Genomic DNA, 16,288 nt, shown 5'->3' on the forward strand with positions numbered 1-16,288 from the left:
GGGCCGGCGGGCCCGATGGGACCGGAAGGGCCTGCGGGGCCGGCAGGAGCGACAGGGCCGGCAGGACCGGCGGGACCGGAAGGACCGGCGGGACCGGAAGGGCCTGCGGGGCCGGTAGGGGCGACAGGGCCGACAGGGCCGGCAGGGCCGACGGGGCCGGCAGGACCGGCAGGGCCGGCAGGGCCGACGGGACCGGAAGGGCCGGCGGGACCGGAAGGGCCTGCGGGGCCGGTAGGAGCGACAGGGCCGGCAGGGCCGACGGGGCCGGCAGGACCGGCAGGGCCGGCAGGGCCGACGGGGCCGACGGGGCCGGCAGGGCCGGCAGGGCCGACAGGGCCGACGGGGCCGGCAGGGCCGACGGGAGCAACAGGACCGACAGGTCCAGCAGGTCCGACAGGTCCGGCGGGACCGGCAGGAGGAGTATTAAGCTTTGCAGATTTCTATGCTTTGATGCCTCCTGACAATGCTGTGCCCGTTCCTGCGGGTGGAGACGTAGATTTTCCGAGGGACGGCCCTAATAGCGGGAGCGGCATTGTCCGTGCGGGTGCGGATTCATTTATCCTGGAGGAAATAGGAACATACCAGGTGATGTTTCAGGTGAGCGTGACCGAACCGGGGCAGCTGATCTTAACTCTTAATGGCATAGACTTAGAATATACGGTGGTTGGGCGAGCAACGGGTACTTCACAAATCGTGGGGATGGCTCTTGTGCAAACGACAGTCGGCGATTCCGTACTCACTGTACGAAATCCTGCGGGCAACACTCCCGCATTGACGATCACCCCCCTCGCTGGCGGAACAAGACCTGTTTCGGCGCACCTTGTAATCATTCGAATCGCCTAACGCTCTCCTCCTTCTCCTTACCGAACCGGACAAATTGACTTCTGTCAATTTGTCCGGTAGGAAAGACGGCGGAGCAAAGAAAAAAACGATCCATTACATAATAAATCCTGTAAAGCATTCAACGGTAGTCCATTGGCATCGCGGACGGCGGCGTGATACGATAGGATCATGATGAACGGGGGAACGAGAGTCAACCGAGACGAAATTCGGGTATTCGTGTACGGTACATTGCTGCGGAACGAGGCGAACCACCGAAGGTTGAAGGACGCCCGTCTAGCGGCGGATCAAGCACATGTGCAGGGCGCGCTCTACGACACCGGTCGAGGGTACCCCTCGATGGTTCTTCGATCGGACGGAGGTGCGGTTTGCGGGGAAATATACGAAGTCGACGAAGCTACCCTTCGATCTCTTGACGAACTGGAGGATTATTACGGACCTAATGACCCCCGCAACGAGTACGAACGGGTGAAAGTCGTCGCGAAGACGAACCAAGGCGATGTGTCGGTATGGATCTATGTCTACGCGAAGGAACCGGCCGAAAGCGATCGCATCGTTACGGGAGATTGGCGGGGCCATCGACGACGACGAGAATCCTAAAACCGCGAAGGGCCGCTCCGCGATCGCTAGAGCAGCCCTTCCCTTGTCCCAAAACTTTAATGGCCCGACGGCGACGCGAGACCGACTTTGTCGACGAGCAGGCGGCTTTCTTCGTTCAAGCTTTCGATGCGGACGTCTTTACCGAGCTGTCGATATTTCTGAACGACTTTCGCGATCGCCGTGACGGCGGAATGATCCCAGACGTGCATATGACGGAAGTCGACGATGATGCGGTCCGGGTCGTTCTTCGCGTCGAACGCTTCGACGAACGCCGTCGTCGTGCCGAAGAACAGTTGGCCTTGCAACGTATACCGCTTGGCGCCGTTCGGCGCGAGCTCGGTGCGGACGTCGATCTTCGAGGCGATGCGCCAACCGAAGATCAAGGCGCTGAGGACGACGCCGACGCCGACGCCGAGCGCGAGGTTATGCGTGTAGACGGTCACCGCGACGGTGGATAGCATGACGACGGTGTCCGGAACGGGAACCTTCTTCATCCCGAACACGGATTTCCAATCGAAGGTGCTGATCGACACCATGATCATGACGCCGACGAGGGCGGCCATCGGGATGCGGGCGACGACGTCGCCGAGCACGAGAATCAAGAACAATAGGAAGATGCCCGCGACCAGCGTGGACAACCGTCCGCGACCGCCCGACTTGACGTTGATGACGGATTGGCCGATCATGGCGCAGCCCGCCATGCCGCCGAAGAAGCCGGCGATCGTATTGGCGATGCCTTGACCGCAGATTTCGCGGTTCTTATCGCTCTTGGTTTCCGTGAATTCGTCCACGATGGTGGCCGTCATCAGCGACTCCAGGATACCGACGAACGCCAGCGGAATCGCGTAAGGCAGGACGATCCACAACGTCTCGAGCGTGAACGGCACCGCAGGCAGGTGGAACAGCGGGAACGCGGTCGGCAGTTGGCCCATGTCGCCAACGGTGTTTACATGGAAACCGGCCGTAATGGTTACAATAGTAATCACGATGATAGCCACGAGAGCGGATGGAACGGCTTTCGTGAAGCGCGGGAGCCCGTAAATAATCGCGAGCGTCGCGCCGACGAGCGCATACATCATCCAAGACTGTCCCTGGAAATGAACCAGCTGCGCCATAAAGATCAGGATGGCCAGCGCGTTCACGAACCCGATGACGACCGAATGCGGGATGAACGTCAGAAATCTGCCGATCTTGAGCAGGCCGAGGACGATCTGAACGATGCCGGTGACGACGGTGGCGGCCAATAGGTATTCGAGTCCGTGCTCCTTGACGAGGGTGACCATGAGCAGCGCCATGGCGCCCGTCGCCGCGGAAATCATGCCGGGCCGTCCGCCGGCGAAGGCGATGACGACGGCGATCGCGAAGGAGGCGTACAAGCCGACCATCGGGTCGACGCCGGCGATGATCGAGAAGGCGATGGCCTCCGGGATAAGCGCCAACGCGACGGTGATGCCGGACAGGACGTCCATGCGTACGTTCGAAAACCAGGTTTCTTTCAGTTGCGATGCATTCAACAGCGAAGTCCTCTCTTTCTCATAGGTAGTTGTATGGCCTCCCACTCTCAGGTCGGCCGGGTCCGGTAGTAACAAAGGTTTATTATACATATGGAATTATGAGATGAATAGACTTTTCCAACTATTTTCGCCCCGGCACTACAACTGCGGGTCAGAAAGAAGTATAATGGAAACGTTTGTATCCTTCATTTCGCCGCCAATCGGGCTTTACCGCCCTAAAAATATGATTATAAAGGAAGCAAAGCATGAATCTAATCGCAGAAAGCAAACCGGAATCGACGAAGTCGTCGAAGAAGCGGCGCACGCCTTACGTGCAGATCTTCGCGCTCGGCGGCTTGGACGAAATCGGGAAGAACATGTACGCGATCCAATACGGACGCGAAATTCTCGTCATCGATGCGGGCGTGAAGTTCCCGGGACCGGATATGCCCGGCGTCGACTACATCATTCCGAACATTCGGTATTTGGTCGAGAACAAAGAGATGGTCAAAGCGATCATCCTGACGCACGGTCACGAAGACCACATCGGAGGGCTTCCCTTCGTGCTTCAACAGCTGAAGGTGCCGATCTACGGCGCATCGCTGACGATCGGCTTCGTTCGCGCGAAGCTGGAGGAGCATCACCTCGCGAAGCAGACCGAGCTGAACATCATCGACGAGAATTCGACGATCCGGTTCGGCTCGATGAACGTCGAGTTTTTCCGCACGCACCACAGCATTCCGGACTCCTTGGGCATCGTCGTGCAAACCCCGCAAGGCAACATCGTTCACACGGGCGACTTCAAGTTCGACATGACGCCGGTGGACAAGCCGACGGATTGGGGACGGCTCGCGGAGATCGGCCGCAAGGGCGTCCTGGCGCTGCTCGCGGACAGCACGAACAGCGAGAAGCCGGGGTATACGCCGTCCGAGAAGACGGTCGGGAAAGCCATTAAGGAGACGTTCATCGGGTGTCGCGGCCGCATCTTGTTCGCGACGTTCGCTTCGAACGTGCACCGTCTGCAGCAGGTCGTGGAAGCGGCCGAGGCGACGGGCCGGCGCATCGCGATCATCGGCCGAAGCATGGAGCGCGCGTTCCGCATCGGGCAAGAGCTCGGGTACATTCGCCTGGGCAAGGAGACGCTGATCGACGTCAATCAGATCGACCGTCATCCGGACCACAGCATCTGTATCATCTGCACCGGCAGCCAAGGCGAGCCGAACGCCGCGTTGACGCGCATCGCCAACGGTTCGCATCAGAAGGTGGCCATCTATCCGGACGACACGATCATCTTCTCGGCGTCCCCGATTCCGGGCAACACGCAGAACGTGAATCGCAGCATCGACCGTCTTCTCCGCGCGGGCGCGGAGGTCATCTCCGGTTCGATCATGGACATTCACGCGTCGGGTCACGGCTGCCGCGAAGACTTGAAGCTGATGCATTCGTTCCTGCGTCCGACGTATTTCATGCCGATTCACGGCGAGCATCGGATGCTGGTTACGCACGGCATGCTCGCGGAGGAAATCGGCATGGACCGCGCGAACATCTTCGTCATGGACAACGGGCAGACGCTCAACGTCTCGCGGCGGATGGCACGCCTCGGCAAGCCGATCCACGCGGGCGCCGTGTTGGTCAAAGGCGGCACGATCAGCGAATGGGAGAGCTCGGTGACGGAGGAACGCCGCCAACTGGCGGACAGCGGCGTCATTATCGTCAACGTCGTCGTCGATTCGTCGCAGAACAAGATGCTGGCGGGGCCGGATCTCGTCACGAGAGGGTTCATCTACGTGCGCGAGGCGGGCGATATTATCTCGCAGGCGACTCGCGTGCTGAAGCGTTCGGTGGCGAAGCTGCAGAAGAAAGAGAAGTTCCACCGCAGAGGCTGGGAGGAATCGATCTCCAAGACGTTGTCTTCGTATTTCGAGACGACGATGGGGCGTTCTCCGCTCGTCCTGCCGGTATTGATGGACGTGAAGGGCAAGCGGGAAACCGCGGCGAAAGAACCTACGGAAACGGTCATCGAAGCGTAATACGAATAGCATCGGACAATCGCTCGCCGTCGGTCGACGGCGGGCGATTGTCGTTACGGTTGACCCTCGGGCATCGTTGCAATACAATGAGTGTAATATTCTCATTAATGATAACGGTAGATGGAATAGGGGGGACCATTCATGTCGGAGCAAAAGGCGGACCTGATTCTTCATCCTGTGCGCATGCGCATCATCCAGTGCTTGATCGGCGGCGCGCCGAAGTCGGCTCAGCAGCTGCAAGAGCTGCTGCCCGACGTGCCGCAGGCGACGCTGTACCGGCACCTGAAGAAGCTCAGCGACGCGAATATGCTCGCGATCGCCGAGGAGCGGCCGAACCGGGGCACGGTGGAGCGGTGGTACACGCTGCCCGAGCGGGCGGCCGAGCTGACGGCGGACGATCTAAGGGCGGCGTCCCCGGAGGATCACCTAGCCTTCTTTATGAAGTTCGCGTCGCACTTGATCGGGCAATACGGCCGATACGTGCGCAAGCCCGGGCTGGACTTGCTCGCGGACGGCGTCTCGTACCGGCAGATCGCGCTGCAGCTGAGCGACGAGGAGCATCTGCGGCTGCTCGCTTCGATCCGCGAGCTGTTCGCCGAGGCGGCACGGAACGAGCCTTCGCCGGAGCGGAGAAACCGGGTGTATTCGGTCATCGCGTTCCCGGAATAACCCGAAAGAAGAGCGGGGCGGGGATTACCTCGCCTCGCTCTTCCATGCGTTCAGCCATCGGGAGACGGCCGCTGTCAATTCCGGTTCGATCGGACGCTTCACTTGGTTCTTGTAGTCCTTCAAGATGACGCTGAATCGCAGGTCCTTGTCCGTCTTTCGGAGCAGGTGCGTCATATCCTCGATCACGAGCGTCTCGCACGGCCCTTGGACCAGATCGCGAAGGCCGTACACGTCGTCCTTCTTCACTTGGACGTCCTTATCGCCGACGATCGCGAGCACGGGGCAGGCGATCTCGCGAAGAAGCACCCGCACGTCGTACCGTTCGTGGTCGCGCTGCCACTTGGCGTTAATCTTCTTGCCTTTGTATTTGACGACAGGGGCGTCGGAGCCGCGGATGGCCGCGATCATCTCGTCGTTCATCTTCGCGATCTTGTTCTCGACCTTGAGCAAGCGAACGAGCCAGCCGGAGAAGCCCTTCATCCCGCGCAGCTCCTCGTACATCTGCTCCCGCTGCCAGGCCGTCGTATCCGGCAGCGGCTCGGCGGTCGGCGCGAGCAGGATCATGCCCTGAACCGGAACGCGGACGTGGACCGCCGGGGCGATCATGCTGCCTTCGCTGTGGCCGAGCAGCACGACGCGCTCAGGATCGAGTTCCGCGCGGGACTTCGCGTACCGCACCGCGGCTTCCGCGTCGTCGACGAGGTCGAAGAAGCCCGCTTCGAGGAAGCTGCCGCCGCTTCGGCCGACGCCTCGCTTGTCGTAGCGCAGCGTCGCGAAGCCGAGGGAGGCGATAGGATCGCTAAGCTCCTTGAAGGCGTTGATGCGCAGCCGCTTCGAGTTTTCGTCGCGATCGAGATCGCCGCTGCCGTGCACCATGACGACGACGGGAACCTTCGAATCGCTCGAGGCATCGGCCGGGAGCGCGAGCGTCGCGGCGAGGGGGAACGCCGCGGGAAGGGACACTTCTTGTTCATGGAAGCTAGCGTTCATGACGGGACATCCTTTTCGATAGGGAATAAGTTCGGAATTGATTATATTATCATTATTGATAATAAACAAACGATTGTCAAGCGTCGGAGGGAATGAAATGGGGATGTTACGTCGGTTTTTTTCGTATTATCGGCCTTATAAAACGTTGTTCTTCGTTGACTTCTCTTGCGCGGTCGTCGCGGCGGTGCTGGAGCTCGGATTTCCGCTCGCGGTCAATCAGGTCGTCGACCGGCTGCTTCCCAGCGGGAATTGGCAGGTTATCTTCTGGGCGTGCCTCGGGTTGCTTGCGCTGTATTTGATCTCGATGTTCCTGAACTTCATTGTGATCTACTGGGGGCATAAGCTCGGCATCAACATCGAGACGGATATGCGCAAGGCGCTGTACGCGCATATGCAGAAGCTGTCGTTCCGATTTTTCGACAACAACAAGACCGGGCATATGATTTCCAGGCTGACGACGGACTTGTTCGAGATCGGCGAGGTGGCGCATCACGGGCCCGAGGACTTGTTCATCGCGATTATGACGCTGATGGGCGCTTTCGTGCTTATGCTGTTTCTGAATTGGAAGCTGGCGCTGCTGACGTTCGCGATCATTCCGATCATTATGTGGCTCGTCATCGTCGCGAACAAGCGGATGACGAAGGCGGTCGACCGGATGTACCGGGATATCGCCGACTTCAACGCGCGGGTCGAGGACAGCATCGGCGGCATTCGCGTCGTGCAGGCGTTCGCGAACGAGCGGCACGAGAAGAAGCTGTTCGACGTGAACAACTTGCGCTTCCGCGACGCGAAGATTTTGCAGTATAAAATCATGGGCGTGAACCTGTCGATCAGTTATTTATTGATGCGGTTCGTGTCCGTGTTCGTTCTGGTCAGCGGCTCGTACTTCGTCATCGAGGGCGAGCTGAGCGCGGGCGAATTCGTAGGATTCATCCTGTTGACGAACGTGTTCTTCCGGCCGATCGAGAAAATCAACGCGATCATCGAAAGCTATCCGAAGGGAATCGCCGGGTTTAAGCGGTTCATGGAAATCATGGAGACGGCGCCGGACGTGGCGGACGCGCCGAACGCGGTCGCCGTAGGGAAGCTGCGCGGCGACATTCGGTACGAGGGTGTGTCGTTCGGGTACGAGGGGCAGCGGAACGTGCTGAGCGGCATCGACTTATCGATTCGCGCGGGCGAGACGATCGCCTTCGTCGGCCCTTCGGGCGCCGGCAAGACGACGCTGTGCAGTCTGCTGCCTAGGTTCTATGACGCGAGCGAAGGCCGTATTACGATCGACGGCATGGACATTCGGGACATGACGCTCGAGTCGCTGCGGCGGAATATCGGGGTCGTGCAGCAGGACGTGTTTTTGTTCTCGGGGACGCTTCGGGAAAATATTTCGTACGGTAAGCTCGGCGCCTCCGAGGAGGAGCTGCTCGAGGCGGCGCGGCGGGCGCGGCTCGAGCAGTTCATTCAAGCGCAGCCGCTCGGGCTCGACACGGTCGTCGGCGAACGCGGCGTGAAGCTGTCCGGCGGTCAGAAGCAGCGGCTCGCCATCGCGCGGATGTTCCTGAAGAATCCGCCGATCCTGATTTTGGACGAAGCGACGTCCGCGCTCGACACGGAGACGGAAGCGGCGATCCAGCAGTCGCTCGCCGAGCTGTCCGAGGGTCGGACGACGCTCGTCATCGCGCATCGGTTGGCCACGATCAAGCACGCGGACCGGATCGTCGTCGTCACGGAGGACGGCATCGCGGAGCAGGGGCGGCACGAGGAGCTGCTGGCGACGGGCGGCGTCTACAGCCGCTTGCACCAGGCGCAGTTCGGGTAAGGCGCGGGCCGAAACGGAAAACCTCCCTCATCATCGAACGATTCCGGCCGATTTCGGTCGAATTCGGGGAATTAGAGGGAGGTTTTCCCGTCGAAGGGGCGGTCGGCCCATGCGAGCAGCCGGTCGACGGCCGCGTCGAAGACGGGATACGGCAGGATGTGGCCGAGCCCCTCGTACAGATGCAGGTCGAACGGCGCGTCGAGCGCCTTGAGCCGCTCGACCATCGAGAGACCGTGGCCGACGTCGACCTGCACGTCGATCGTGCCGTGCACGACGAGCGTCGGACCGCGCAGCCGCTCGGCGAGATGAAGCGGCGACCGCTCGCGGAACGCCTCGGGGCGCTTGGTCGGCGTGCCGCCAAGGATGCGCTTCAGCGTGCGGCGGAGATCGACGCGCTCCTCGTACGTGCGGGCGAGGTCGGCGACGCCGCCCCACAGAACGAGGCCGCGGATGTCGTCCGGCATCGCGGCCGCGGTCAGCGCGGCGTTGATCGAGCCGCGGGAGAAGCCGAGCAGCGTAATGCGGCTCGCGTCGACGAACGGAAGCGTCCGCAGCAGACGGATCGCGGCGTGCACGTCCTCGCGGTCGGCGCCGCCGAATTCGTCGCGGCCTTCGCCGCCTTCGTTGCCCCGGTAGCACGGGGCGAAGCAGACGAAGCCGCGGCTCGCGAACGCGTCGACCCAGTGCGGGCGCACGCGCCCGAAGCCGCCGACGCCGCCGCGGCAATACACGAGCGCCGGATACGCCGCCGGGCGATGCGAGCTCGACGGCCGACCGGAGCGGATCGAGGCGGCGACGAGCTCGACCGGCAGCGCCTCGAACGGGACGTTATGATAATCGGCTATGTAAGATTGCAGCGCGTCCAAGTCGAGCGGGGGGCAGCCGGGCGGCAGCCCGAGATAGCCCTTCACCTTGTACGCGTCGGAATAATACGTCACATGCGCAAGCATTTTCGGAACGCCTCCTAGGGCGGGAAATAAGCGCGGCGGGGTCATGACGAAGCGAAGCCCCCGAAAGAACGGCGGCCGTTCCCAGAGGGCTTCGTTCGATGGCTTCGGGCCGCGAGGCTGCTCCCGCGGAGCCGATCAATGCAGCCAGCCGTTCTCCGGCGACTTCTTCGGGGCCGCCTTGGCCTTCTTGACGAGCTTCGGCAGATGCTTCATCCCGCGCAGCATAGGCCCTTTGCAGAGCGGGCAGACCGGCGGGGCGGACTCGGTCGCGGCTTCGCTCGAAGGCGCGCGGTTCGCGCCCTTCGAAGCGGCCGCGGCGGCGGTCATCGCGCCCTTGCCCTTCTTCGCGCCGCGCCCGCGCTTCGGCGGCGGCTCCGAGACGAGCTCGTCGCGCACCCAAGCTTTACAGTCGGCGCTGCGGCATCGCCAGATCGGCACCGGCGCCAGCTCCGGCTTCGTCGTATCCGTCTCCTGCATTGTCGACACCCCCCGCCTTACCATGCCCGGGGAAAAAACGCTTCATACAGCATTGTACCACGCCTCGCGAGGCAATGCGGAACGCAAGCGCGGCGGTTTTCGTTGACAGCGTTTTCGTTTTCGAAATATAATGGAAACCAAGTTCATACCTTGTAGGAGAATCCGGAGATCACATCCATTGCACAAGCGTTCGCTTGCAATTCGATGTGATTTTTTGCATGAGAGGAGCGGGACGAGTGGCGTTCCAAGGGCAGACGGTGTTACCGGCCGTTCGCGGCATGAAGCAGCTCGAGCGCCTGCTGGAGCTCCCCTATGAATATTTAGTGCTGCTAGACACGCATATCGGGCAGGTGCGGCCGATCGTCGAGCTGATGCGCTCGCGAGGGAAGAAGGCGCTGCTGCACGTGGACCTGATCGAAGGGCTGAAGAACGACGAGGCGGCGGCCGAGTTTTTGTGCCAGTCGTTCAAGCCGGCGGGGCTGATCTCGACGCGGGCGAGCGTGGTGGCGAAGACGAAGCAGAACGGCTTGATCGCGATTCAGCGATTGTTCTTGCTCGATACGAGCGCGGTGGAGAAGGGTTACAAGCTCCTCGAGCGCTCGAAGCCCGATTATATCGAAGTGATGCCCGGCGTGCTGCCGTTCATGATCGCCGAGGTCCGCGAACGTACGGGCATCCCGATCATCGCGGGCGGGCTCATCCGCTCCAGCGCGGACGTCGAGCAGGCGGTCGAAGCCGGAGCGGAAGCGGTGACGACGTCGGATTTGGCGCTTTGGAAGCATTTCGCGGGGAGAGCGTAACCGAGAGGAGACGGACGAACTATGGAAACGTACATCATGTCGATCGACCAAGGCACGACGAGCACGCGGGCGATCGTGTTCGACCGCGCGGGGGACGTCGTCGTCACGGCGCAGCAGGAGATTACGCAATACTACCCGCAGCCGGGATGGGTCGAGCACGACGCGGAGGAAATCTGGGTATCGGTGCTCGGCGTCGCGGCGTCGGCGTTGTCGAAGGCGGGGCTCGAAGCGTCGCAAATCGAGGCGATCGGCATCACGAATCAACGCGAGACGACGGTCGTCTGGGATAAGGCGACGGGACGCCCGATTCACCGGGCGATCGTCTGGCAGTCGCGGCAGACGGCCGACCTTTGCGAGACGCTGAAGCGGGACGGGCATGAGGATGCGATCCGCGCAAGGACGGGACTGTTGATCGACCCGTATTTCTCGGGCACGAAGGTGCGCTGGCTGCTTGACCACGTAGACGGGGCGCGGGAGCGCGCGGCGCGGGGCGAGCTGCTGTTCGGCACGATCGACACGTGGTTGATTTGGAAGTTCACCGGCGGGGCGGCGCATGTGACGGATTATTCGAACGCGTCGCGAACGCTCCTGTACAACATCCAAGAGCTGCGCTGGGACGAGGAGTTATTAGGGCTGCTGGACGTCCCCGCGACGATGCTGCCGGAGGTGCGGAGCTCGTCCGAGGTGTACGGCTATACGGTGGAGCATCACATGTTCGGCGCGCGGGTGCCGATCGCCGGCGCGGCGGGCGATCAGCAAGCGGCGTTGTTCGGGCAAGCCTGTTACGAGAAGGGCATGGCCAAAAACACCTACGGCACCGGCTGCTTCATGCTGATGAACACGGGCGAGGAAGCGGTGACGTCGGCGCACGGGCTGCTGACGACGATCGCCTGGGGCGTCGGGGGCCGCGTCGAATACGCGCTCGAGGGCAGCGTGTTCGTCGCGGGCTCGGCGATCCAATGGCTGCGCGACGGCTTGCGCATGATCAAGTCCAGCGCGGACAGCGAGACGTACGCCCGCCGGGTCGACTCGACGGAAGGCGTCTACGTCGTGCCCGCGTTCGTCGGGCTCGGGACGCCGTATTGGGACAGCGACGTGCGGGGCGCCGTGTTCGGCGTGACGAGAGGCACGACGAAGGAGCATTTCATCCGCGCGACGCTCGAATCGCTCGCCTACCAGTCCCGCGACGTGCTCGACGTGATGGAGCGGGATTCGGGCATCCGGCTGCGCTCCTTACGCGTAGACGGCGGAGCGGTGGGCAACGAGCTGCTTATGCAGTTCCAGAGCGATCTGCTCGGCGTCTGCGTCGAACGGCCGGTCGTGAACGAGACGACGGCGCTCGGGGCGGCGTATTTGGCGGGACTCGCGGTCGGCTATTGGGGCAGCCGGGAGGAGATCGCGGCGCAGTGGAAGTTAGGGGCGAAGTATGCACCTTCCGCCGACCCGGCGCGTATGCATGAGTTATACGAGGGCTGGCGCAGGGCGGTGCGAGCGGCGATGGCTTTCCAATAGACGCGCCGCACGATTTCGTGATACACTTGTTTCTAACAAGTTCATATTCGGTGGGAGACACGGAGACGCCTGGATCGACCGGCGCGCGGCATTATTCGCGCGGCGGGTTCGGTTGCGGGCGTCTCTTTTTGTTTTCTCTTCGGAGGAGGGGGTTCGGATGGAAAAGAGAGAAGCGGTGTGGGCGGCGCTGCGCGAAGGCGAATTCGACGTACTCGTGGTCGGCGGGGGCATTACGGGCGCGGGCATCGCGCTCGATGCGGCGACGCGCGGCATGAAGGTCGCGCTCGTCGAGATGCAGGATTACGCGGCCGGCACGTCGAGCCGGTCGACGAAACTGGTGCACGGCGGGCTCCGGTACCTGAAGCAATTCGAGGTGCGCATGGTGGCGGAGGTCGGCAAGGAGCGCGCGGTCGTGTACGAGAACGGGCCGCATGTGACGACGCCGGAGTGGATGCTGCTGCCGATGTACCGCGGCGGGTCTCTGGGTCCGCTGGCGACGTCGTTCGGCCTGCGGCTGTACGATTGGCTCGCGGGCGTGCGCCGATCGGAGCGCCGGTCGATGCTGAGCGCGAGCGAGGCGCTCGCCCGGGAGCCGCTGTTGAAGGGTGACGGGCTGCTCGGCGGCGGCTACTACGTCGAGTATCGCACGGACGATGCGCGGCTGACGATCGAGACGTTGAAGCGGGCGGCCGACGCGGGCGCGGCATGCCTCAACTACGCGAAGGCGGAGAAGCTGCTGTACGGCGCCGACGGGAACGTGTGCGGGGCTCAGGTCGTCGACCTTCGGACCGGCGCTTCCGCCGCGGTGTCCTCGCGGGTCGTCGTGAACGCGACCGGGCCGTGGGTCGACGCGCTGCGGGAGATGGACGGATCGAAGCGGGGCAAGACGGTCCGGCTGACGAAGGGCGTGCATCTCGTATTCGACGGGGGCCGGTTCCCGCTGCGGCAGGCGGTGTATTTCGATACGCCGGACGGACGGATGGCGTTCGCGATCCCGCGCGACGGCAAGACGTATCTCGGCACGACGGACACGGATTACCGCGGCGATCCGGCGCATCCGGCGGCGAGCGGGGCCGACCGGACGTACTTGCTCGGCGTCGCGAATTCCCTGTTCCCGACGCTGGGGCTGACGGAGGCCGACATCGAGTCGAGTTGGGCGGGGTTGCGGCCGCTCGTGTATCAGGAGGGGAAGGCGCCTTCGGAGGTGTCGCGGCGGGATGAAATTTTCGAGTCTCCGTCGGGGCTCGTGACGATCGCGGGCGGCAAGCTGACGGGCTACCGCAAGATGGCGGAAGGCATCGTCGATCGCGTCGCCGCCCGGCTGTCGGCGTCCGGCGCGGAGCCGTTCGGGCCGTGCGTCACGCGGACGCTGCCGCTGTCGGGCGGCGACGTGGGCGGCTCGGCCGGCTGGCCGGCGTACGCGGCGGCGCGGACGGCCGAGGGCGAGGCGCTCGGCCTTGCGCCGGACGCCGCGGCGCGCATCGCCCGGCGGTACGGCTCCAACGCGCCGGACGTGCTGCGCTGCGCCGCCGGCGCCGCCGCCCGCGCGTCCGCCGAGCGCGCGGGGCTGCCGCTCGACGTGTACGCGACGCTCGTCTACGCGATCGAGCGGGAGCAGGCGCTGACGCCGGCGGATTATTGGGTGCGCCGCACGGGCGACCTGTTCTTCGACATCGCCCGGGTGCGGGCGTTTGGCGAGGCGTCGCTGGCGTTCATGGCGCGGCGGCTGGACTACGCGCCAGAGGAGAAGCAGCGCGCGCGGGAGGAGCTCGCTCGGCTGTTGCGCGAGGCGACGACGCCGGTGGAGGAGGCGCGGTAGTCGGAGAAAGTCCGACTACTTCCTCTTTCGGCGGCGCGCAAACAAGCCCCCTGACCGACGAAAATCGGCAGGGGGCTTTGCGTTTACGCTAGAAAGTCATATTAAAATGCAACCCGCTCATGCCGAGCCAAGCCGGATACACGCCGCGTTGTGGCGAGTACAGCGGATACGCCGCGTTCGCGGAGCGGACGGCCAGGTGCAGCAGCGCCGCCGTCGGCGCGCTCGCGACCGCGGACGCCGCCCGCTCGACCGACGCCGCGAGGCCGCCGGGCCCGGCGAGCCGCCGCTTCGCGTCGTCGAACCGCGCCGCGAGCGCTTCGGCCAGCCGCGCCTCGTCGACGGCGAGGGCGCCGCCCGGCTGCCGCGTCACGCCGAGATCGGCTAGGCCGCCGTCGGTCTTCGCGGCGGCGGCGGCGGCCTTCGCCAACTCCGGCGCCAGGAAGCCGTCGGCGTCCTTCGCGGCGGCGAGCAGCGCGTTGTAAGAAGCGACGACCCGCTTGACGCCCTTGGCGATCTCCGCCGCGTCCGGTCCGACCGTCAGCCGCACCGGCTCGTCGGTCGCTTGGCGCAGCGTCGCCAGCACATGGCCGTTATCGAGCAGAATCGTATTCGAGGAGGACGTGCGCGCGTCGCCGCCGTTCACGCGATACCGCGCGTCGAGCCCCGTCTCGGTTACGATCCCGATGCCGCTCGCCGCCGCCGCGACGCCGTCCGCGTCCGCGACCTCGAACGCGAAGTCCGAGCCGGTGCCGGCCGCGGTCAGCCGCAGCCGGGCCGTCCCGGCGGCGGCGTCGCGCACGACGGCGGCGTGGACGCCCGCGCCGGACGCGCGGATCGCGTCGCGAATTTTCATCAACGCCGATAAGTTCGTATCGTGCGCCGCGATGTCGGCGGTCGCCTGCGTCGTCCGCGCGCCGACCGTGACCGCGATGCGGTGCGATCCGGCCGCGATCCCGCCCGTCTCCGCCGCGGCGAGCGCCGCGCCGGCGTTTATCTGCGCCGTCGCAAGCCGCTCGACGTCGATCTCGTACGTCGCCGCCTTCGCCCGATCGGTCGCCGTCGCGGTCAGCGCGCCGGGCGCCGACGCCGTCCGCCGCTCGAAGACGGCGCTCGCGAGCCGCAGCGCGTCCCCGCGGGCCGCTTCGGCGCGCGTCGCGACGGCGCCGAGGCGCGAAGCCGCCGCCGCGGCGAAGCCGAGAACGCCTTGCCCGCCGGGCGGGCGGTACGTCGTGACGGCGCCCTTCCCGGGTGCGGTGCCGTTCGCGTACCAGAAGGCTACGTTGCGATATTGCTCGATCATCGGAGATGAGATGCGCATGGGGGTCGCCTCCGTATACCGTAGTACCGTTGAAATTGTGTCCTTCCAGTATACACCGCCCCGATGAAAATGTGGTATATTATTCCGGTTACTCGACCTTCGGAAAGGCAGGAACCAAGGATGACGGAACCATTGGAAATCCGGTGGTCCAGAGCGGAGGACATTCCCGCGCTGACCGCGTTGAACAATCGAGTTTGGGACGAAACGAATTCCCCCCACGTCGCGCCGATGACGGAGGCGGAGTACGCCGAGCGCCATCCGGCGGGGGCGGAGTTCGTGGCGATCGCCGGGGAAGCGCTGGCGGGGTTCATCATCTTCCGGTCGGCGTCGCCGATGAAGAGCCACGCGCATGTCGCCGAGCTCGCGATCGCGGTGAATCCGGAGTTTCAAGGGCTGGGCGTCGGGCGGAAGCTGGTCGAAGCCGCTTGCGCGGAAGCGAAAGCGCAGGGCAAGCGGAAGCTGAGCCTCCGGGTGCTGTCGACGAACGAGAAAGCGATCGCGTTCTATAAGAAGCTTGGGTTTCAGGAGCAGGGCAGGCTGGTGGAGGAGTTTTTCGCGGGCGGCCGATACGTGGACGACGTGCTGATGTACAAGATGCTAATATAGCCGAGAATATAGAACTAGTTGATCGAGCCGCCTCCGCCGGAGCGCGGTTTTTATATGGATCAAACACAAATACGTATACGTAAACGTAATTGGACTACCCGGTCTGGCGCCGGTCTCCTTTATTGCCCCAACGCTCTCGCAGCCGCTTGAACGGCAGCTTCCCGCTGAATAAATACCAGATGATCGCGGGCATCAGGATATTCGTTCCGAGTACGGTCCATACCAAGATTCGCACGAACCACCCCGCATTCAACACCTCGCGATACAACCAGGTATCGTAGAAACCCATGCGGTTCACGCCTCCCCTTTTCCATAACGCATCTATACCAACAGGTTGTCCCGAGGGGAGCGAGGCCATTCTTGACGCG

14 protein-coding genes are annotated in these 16,288 nt (G+C 63.6%); 8 read left to right on the top strand and 6 right to left on the bottom strand.

The window, feature by feature from the left end:
- Nucleotides 1–1,011 precede the first annotated feature (1,011 nt).
- Nucleotides 1,012–1,440, top strand: a complete 429-nt coding sequence (locus tag RIN49_RS19940) for a gamma-glutamylcyclotransferase family protein (RefSeq protein ID WP_309121906.1) — start codon at nucleotides 1,012–1,014, stop codon at nucleotides 1,438–1,440.
- A gap of 56 nt (nucleotides 1,441–1,496) precedes the next feature.
- Here RIN49_RS19940 and RIN49_RS19945 read toward each other — a convergent pair whose 3' ends face one another.
- Nucleotides 1,497–2,954 carry a SulP family inorganic anion transporter gene (locus tag RIN49_RS19945; RefSeq protein ID WP_309121907.1) on the bottom strand — a complete coding sequence of 486 codons (1,458 nt, stop codon included), beginning with the start codon at nucleotides 2,952–2,954 and terminating at the stop codon, nucleotides 1,497–1,499.
- A gap of 245 nt (nucleotides 2,955–3,199) precedes the next feature.
- On the opposite strand from RIN49_RS19945, the gene RIN49_RS19950 reads away from it, so the two are divergent.
- Together RIN49_RS19950 and RIN49_RS19955 are read left to right on the top strand one after the other, a co-directional pair.
- A complete protein-coding gene (locus RIN49_RS19950; RefSeq protein ID WP_309121908.1) occupies nucleotides 3,200–4,963 on the top strand; it encodes a ribonuclease J in 1,764 nt (587 codons plus the stop codon).
- Nucleotides 4,964–5,104: 141 nt separating this feature from the next.
- The gene (locus RIN49_RS19955; RefSeq protein WP_309121909.1) at nucleotides 5,105–5,632 is read left to right on the top strand and encodes a helix-turn-helix domain-containing protein; all 528 of its coding nucleotides are present in this window, start codon (nucleotides 5,105–5,107) and stop codon (nucleotides 5,630–5,632) included.
- 24 nt (nucleotides 5,633–5,656) lie between these two features.
- Here the strand turns inward: RIN49_RS19955 and RIN49_RS19960 are convergent, their stop codons facing one another.
- Entirely contained in the window at nucleotides 5,657–6,622 is a 966-nt protein-coding gene (locus tag RIN49_RS19960; protein WP_309121910.1) for an alpha/beta hydrolase, read from the bottom strand.
- Nucleotides 6,623–6,725: 103 nt separating this feature from the next.
- On the opposite strand from RIN49_RS19960, the gene RIN49_RS19965 reads away from it, so the two are divergent.
- On the top strand, nucleotides 6,726–8,438 hold the full coding sequence (locus RIN49_RS19965; RefSeq protein WP_309121999.1) for an ABC transporter ATP-binding protein: 1,713 nt from the start codon (nucleotides 6,726–6,728) through the stop codon (nucleotides 8,436–8,438).
- Between the two features lie 71 nt (nucleotides 8,439–8,509).
- On the opposite strand, the gene RIN49_RS19970 is transcribed toward RIN49_RS19965, so the two are convergent.
- Both RIN49_RS19970 and RIN49_RS19975 read right to left on the bottom strand, forming a co-directional pair.
- Complete coding sequence (locus RIN49_RS19970; RefSeq protein ID WP_309121911.1) at nucleotides 8,510–9,388, bottom strand: alpha/beta hydrolase family protein; 879 nt, start codon at nucleotides 9,386–9,388, stop codon at nucleotides 8,510–8,512.
- A gap of 135 nt (nucleotides 9,389–9,523) precedes the next feature.
- Nucleotides 9,524–9,865, bottom strand: coding sequence for a hypothetical protein (locus RIN49_RS19975; protein WP_309121912.1), 342 nt, complete (start codon nucleotides 9,863–9,865; stop codon nucleotides 9,524–9,526).
- 236 nt (nucleotides 9,866–10,101) lie between these two features.
- On the opposite strand from RIN49_RS19975, the gene RIN49_RS19980 reads away from it, so the two are divergent.
- The 3 genes from RIN49_RS19980 (at nucleotide 10,102) to RIN49_RS19990 (ending at nucleotide 13,996) form a co-directional block, all read left to right on the top strand.
- A complete protein-coding gene (locus tag RIN49_RS19980) occupies nucleotides 10,102–10,665 on the top strand; it encodes a glycerol-3-phosphate responsive antiterminator (RefSeq protein WP_309121913.1) in 564 nt (187 codons plus the stop codon).
- A 21-nt stretch (nucleotides 10,666–10,686) separates the two neighbouring features.
- Nucleotides 10,687–12,177 (top strand): glycerol kinase GlpK, encoded by a 1,491-nt coding sequence (gene glpK / locus RIN49_RS19985; RefSeq protein WP_309121914.1) that lies wholly within the window; start codon nucleotides 10,687–10,689, stop codon nucleotides 12,175–12,177.
- 157 nt (nucleotides 12,178–12,334) lie between these two features.
- The gene (locus tag RIN49_RS19990) at nucleotides 12,335–13,996 is read left to right on the top strand and encodes a glycerol-3-phosphate dehydrogenase/oxidase (protein WP_309121915.1); all 1,662 of its coding nucleotides are present in this window, start codon (nucleotides 12,335–12,337) and stop codon (nucleotides 13,994–13,996) included.
- Between the two features lie 88 nt (nucleotides 13,997–14,084).
- On the opposite strand, the gene RIN49_RS19995 is transcribed toward RIN49_RS19990, so the two are convergent.
- The gene (locus tag RIN49_RS19995) at nucleotides 14,085–15,314 is read right to left on the bottom strand and encodes a hypothetical protein (RefSeq protein WP_309121916.1); all 1,230 of its coding nucleotides are present in this window, start codon (nucleotides 15,312–15,314) and stop codon (nucleotides 14,085–14,087) included.
- A 120-nt stretch (nucleotides 15,315–15,434) separates the two neighbouring features.
- Here RIN49_RS19995 and RIN49_RS20000 point away from each other — a divergent pair, with 120 nt between their 5' ends.
- On the top strand, nucleotides 15,435–15,920 hold the full coding sequence (locus tag RIN49_RS20000) for a GNAT family N-acetyltransferase (protein ID WP_309121917.1): 486 nt from the start codon (nucleotides 15,435–15,437) through the stop codon (nucleotides 15,918–15,920).
- Nucleotides 15,921–16,014: 94 nt separating this feature from the next.
- On the opposite strand, the gene RIN49_RS20005 is transcribed toward RIN49_RS20000, so the two are convergent.
- Nucleotides 16,015–16,209 carry a hypothetical protein gene (locus RIN49_RS20005; protein WP_309121918.1) on the bottom strand — a complete coding sequence of 65 codons (195 nt, stop codon included), beginning with the start codon at nucleotides 16,207–16,209 and terminating at the stop codon, nucleotides 16,015–16,017.
- Nucleotides 16,210–16,288: the final 79 nt, after the last annotated feature.

Origin of the sequence: Paenibacillus sp. (assembly GCF_031177825.1) — a bacterium.
Taxonomy (GTDB): Bacteria; Bacillota; Bacilli; order Paenibacillales; family YIM-B00363; genus Paenibacillus_AE.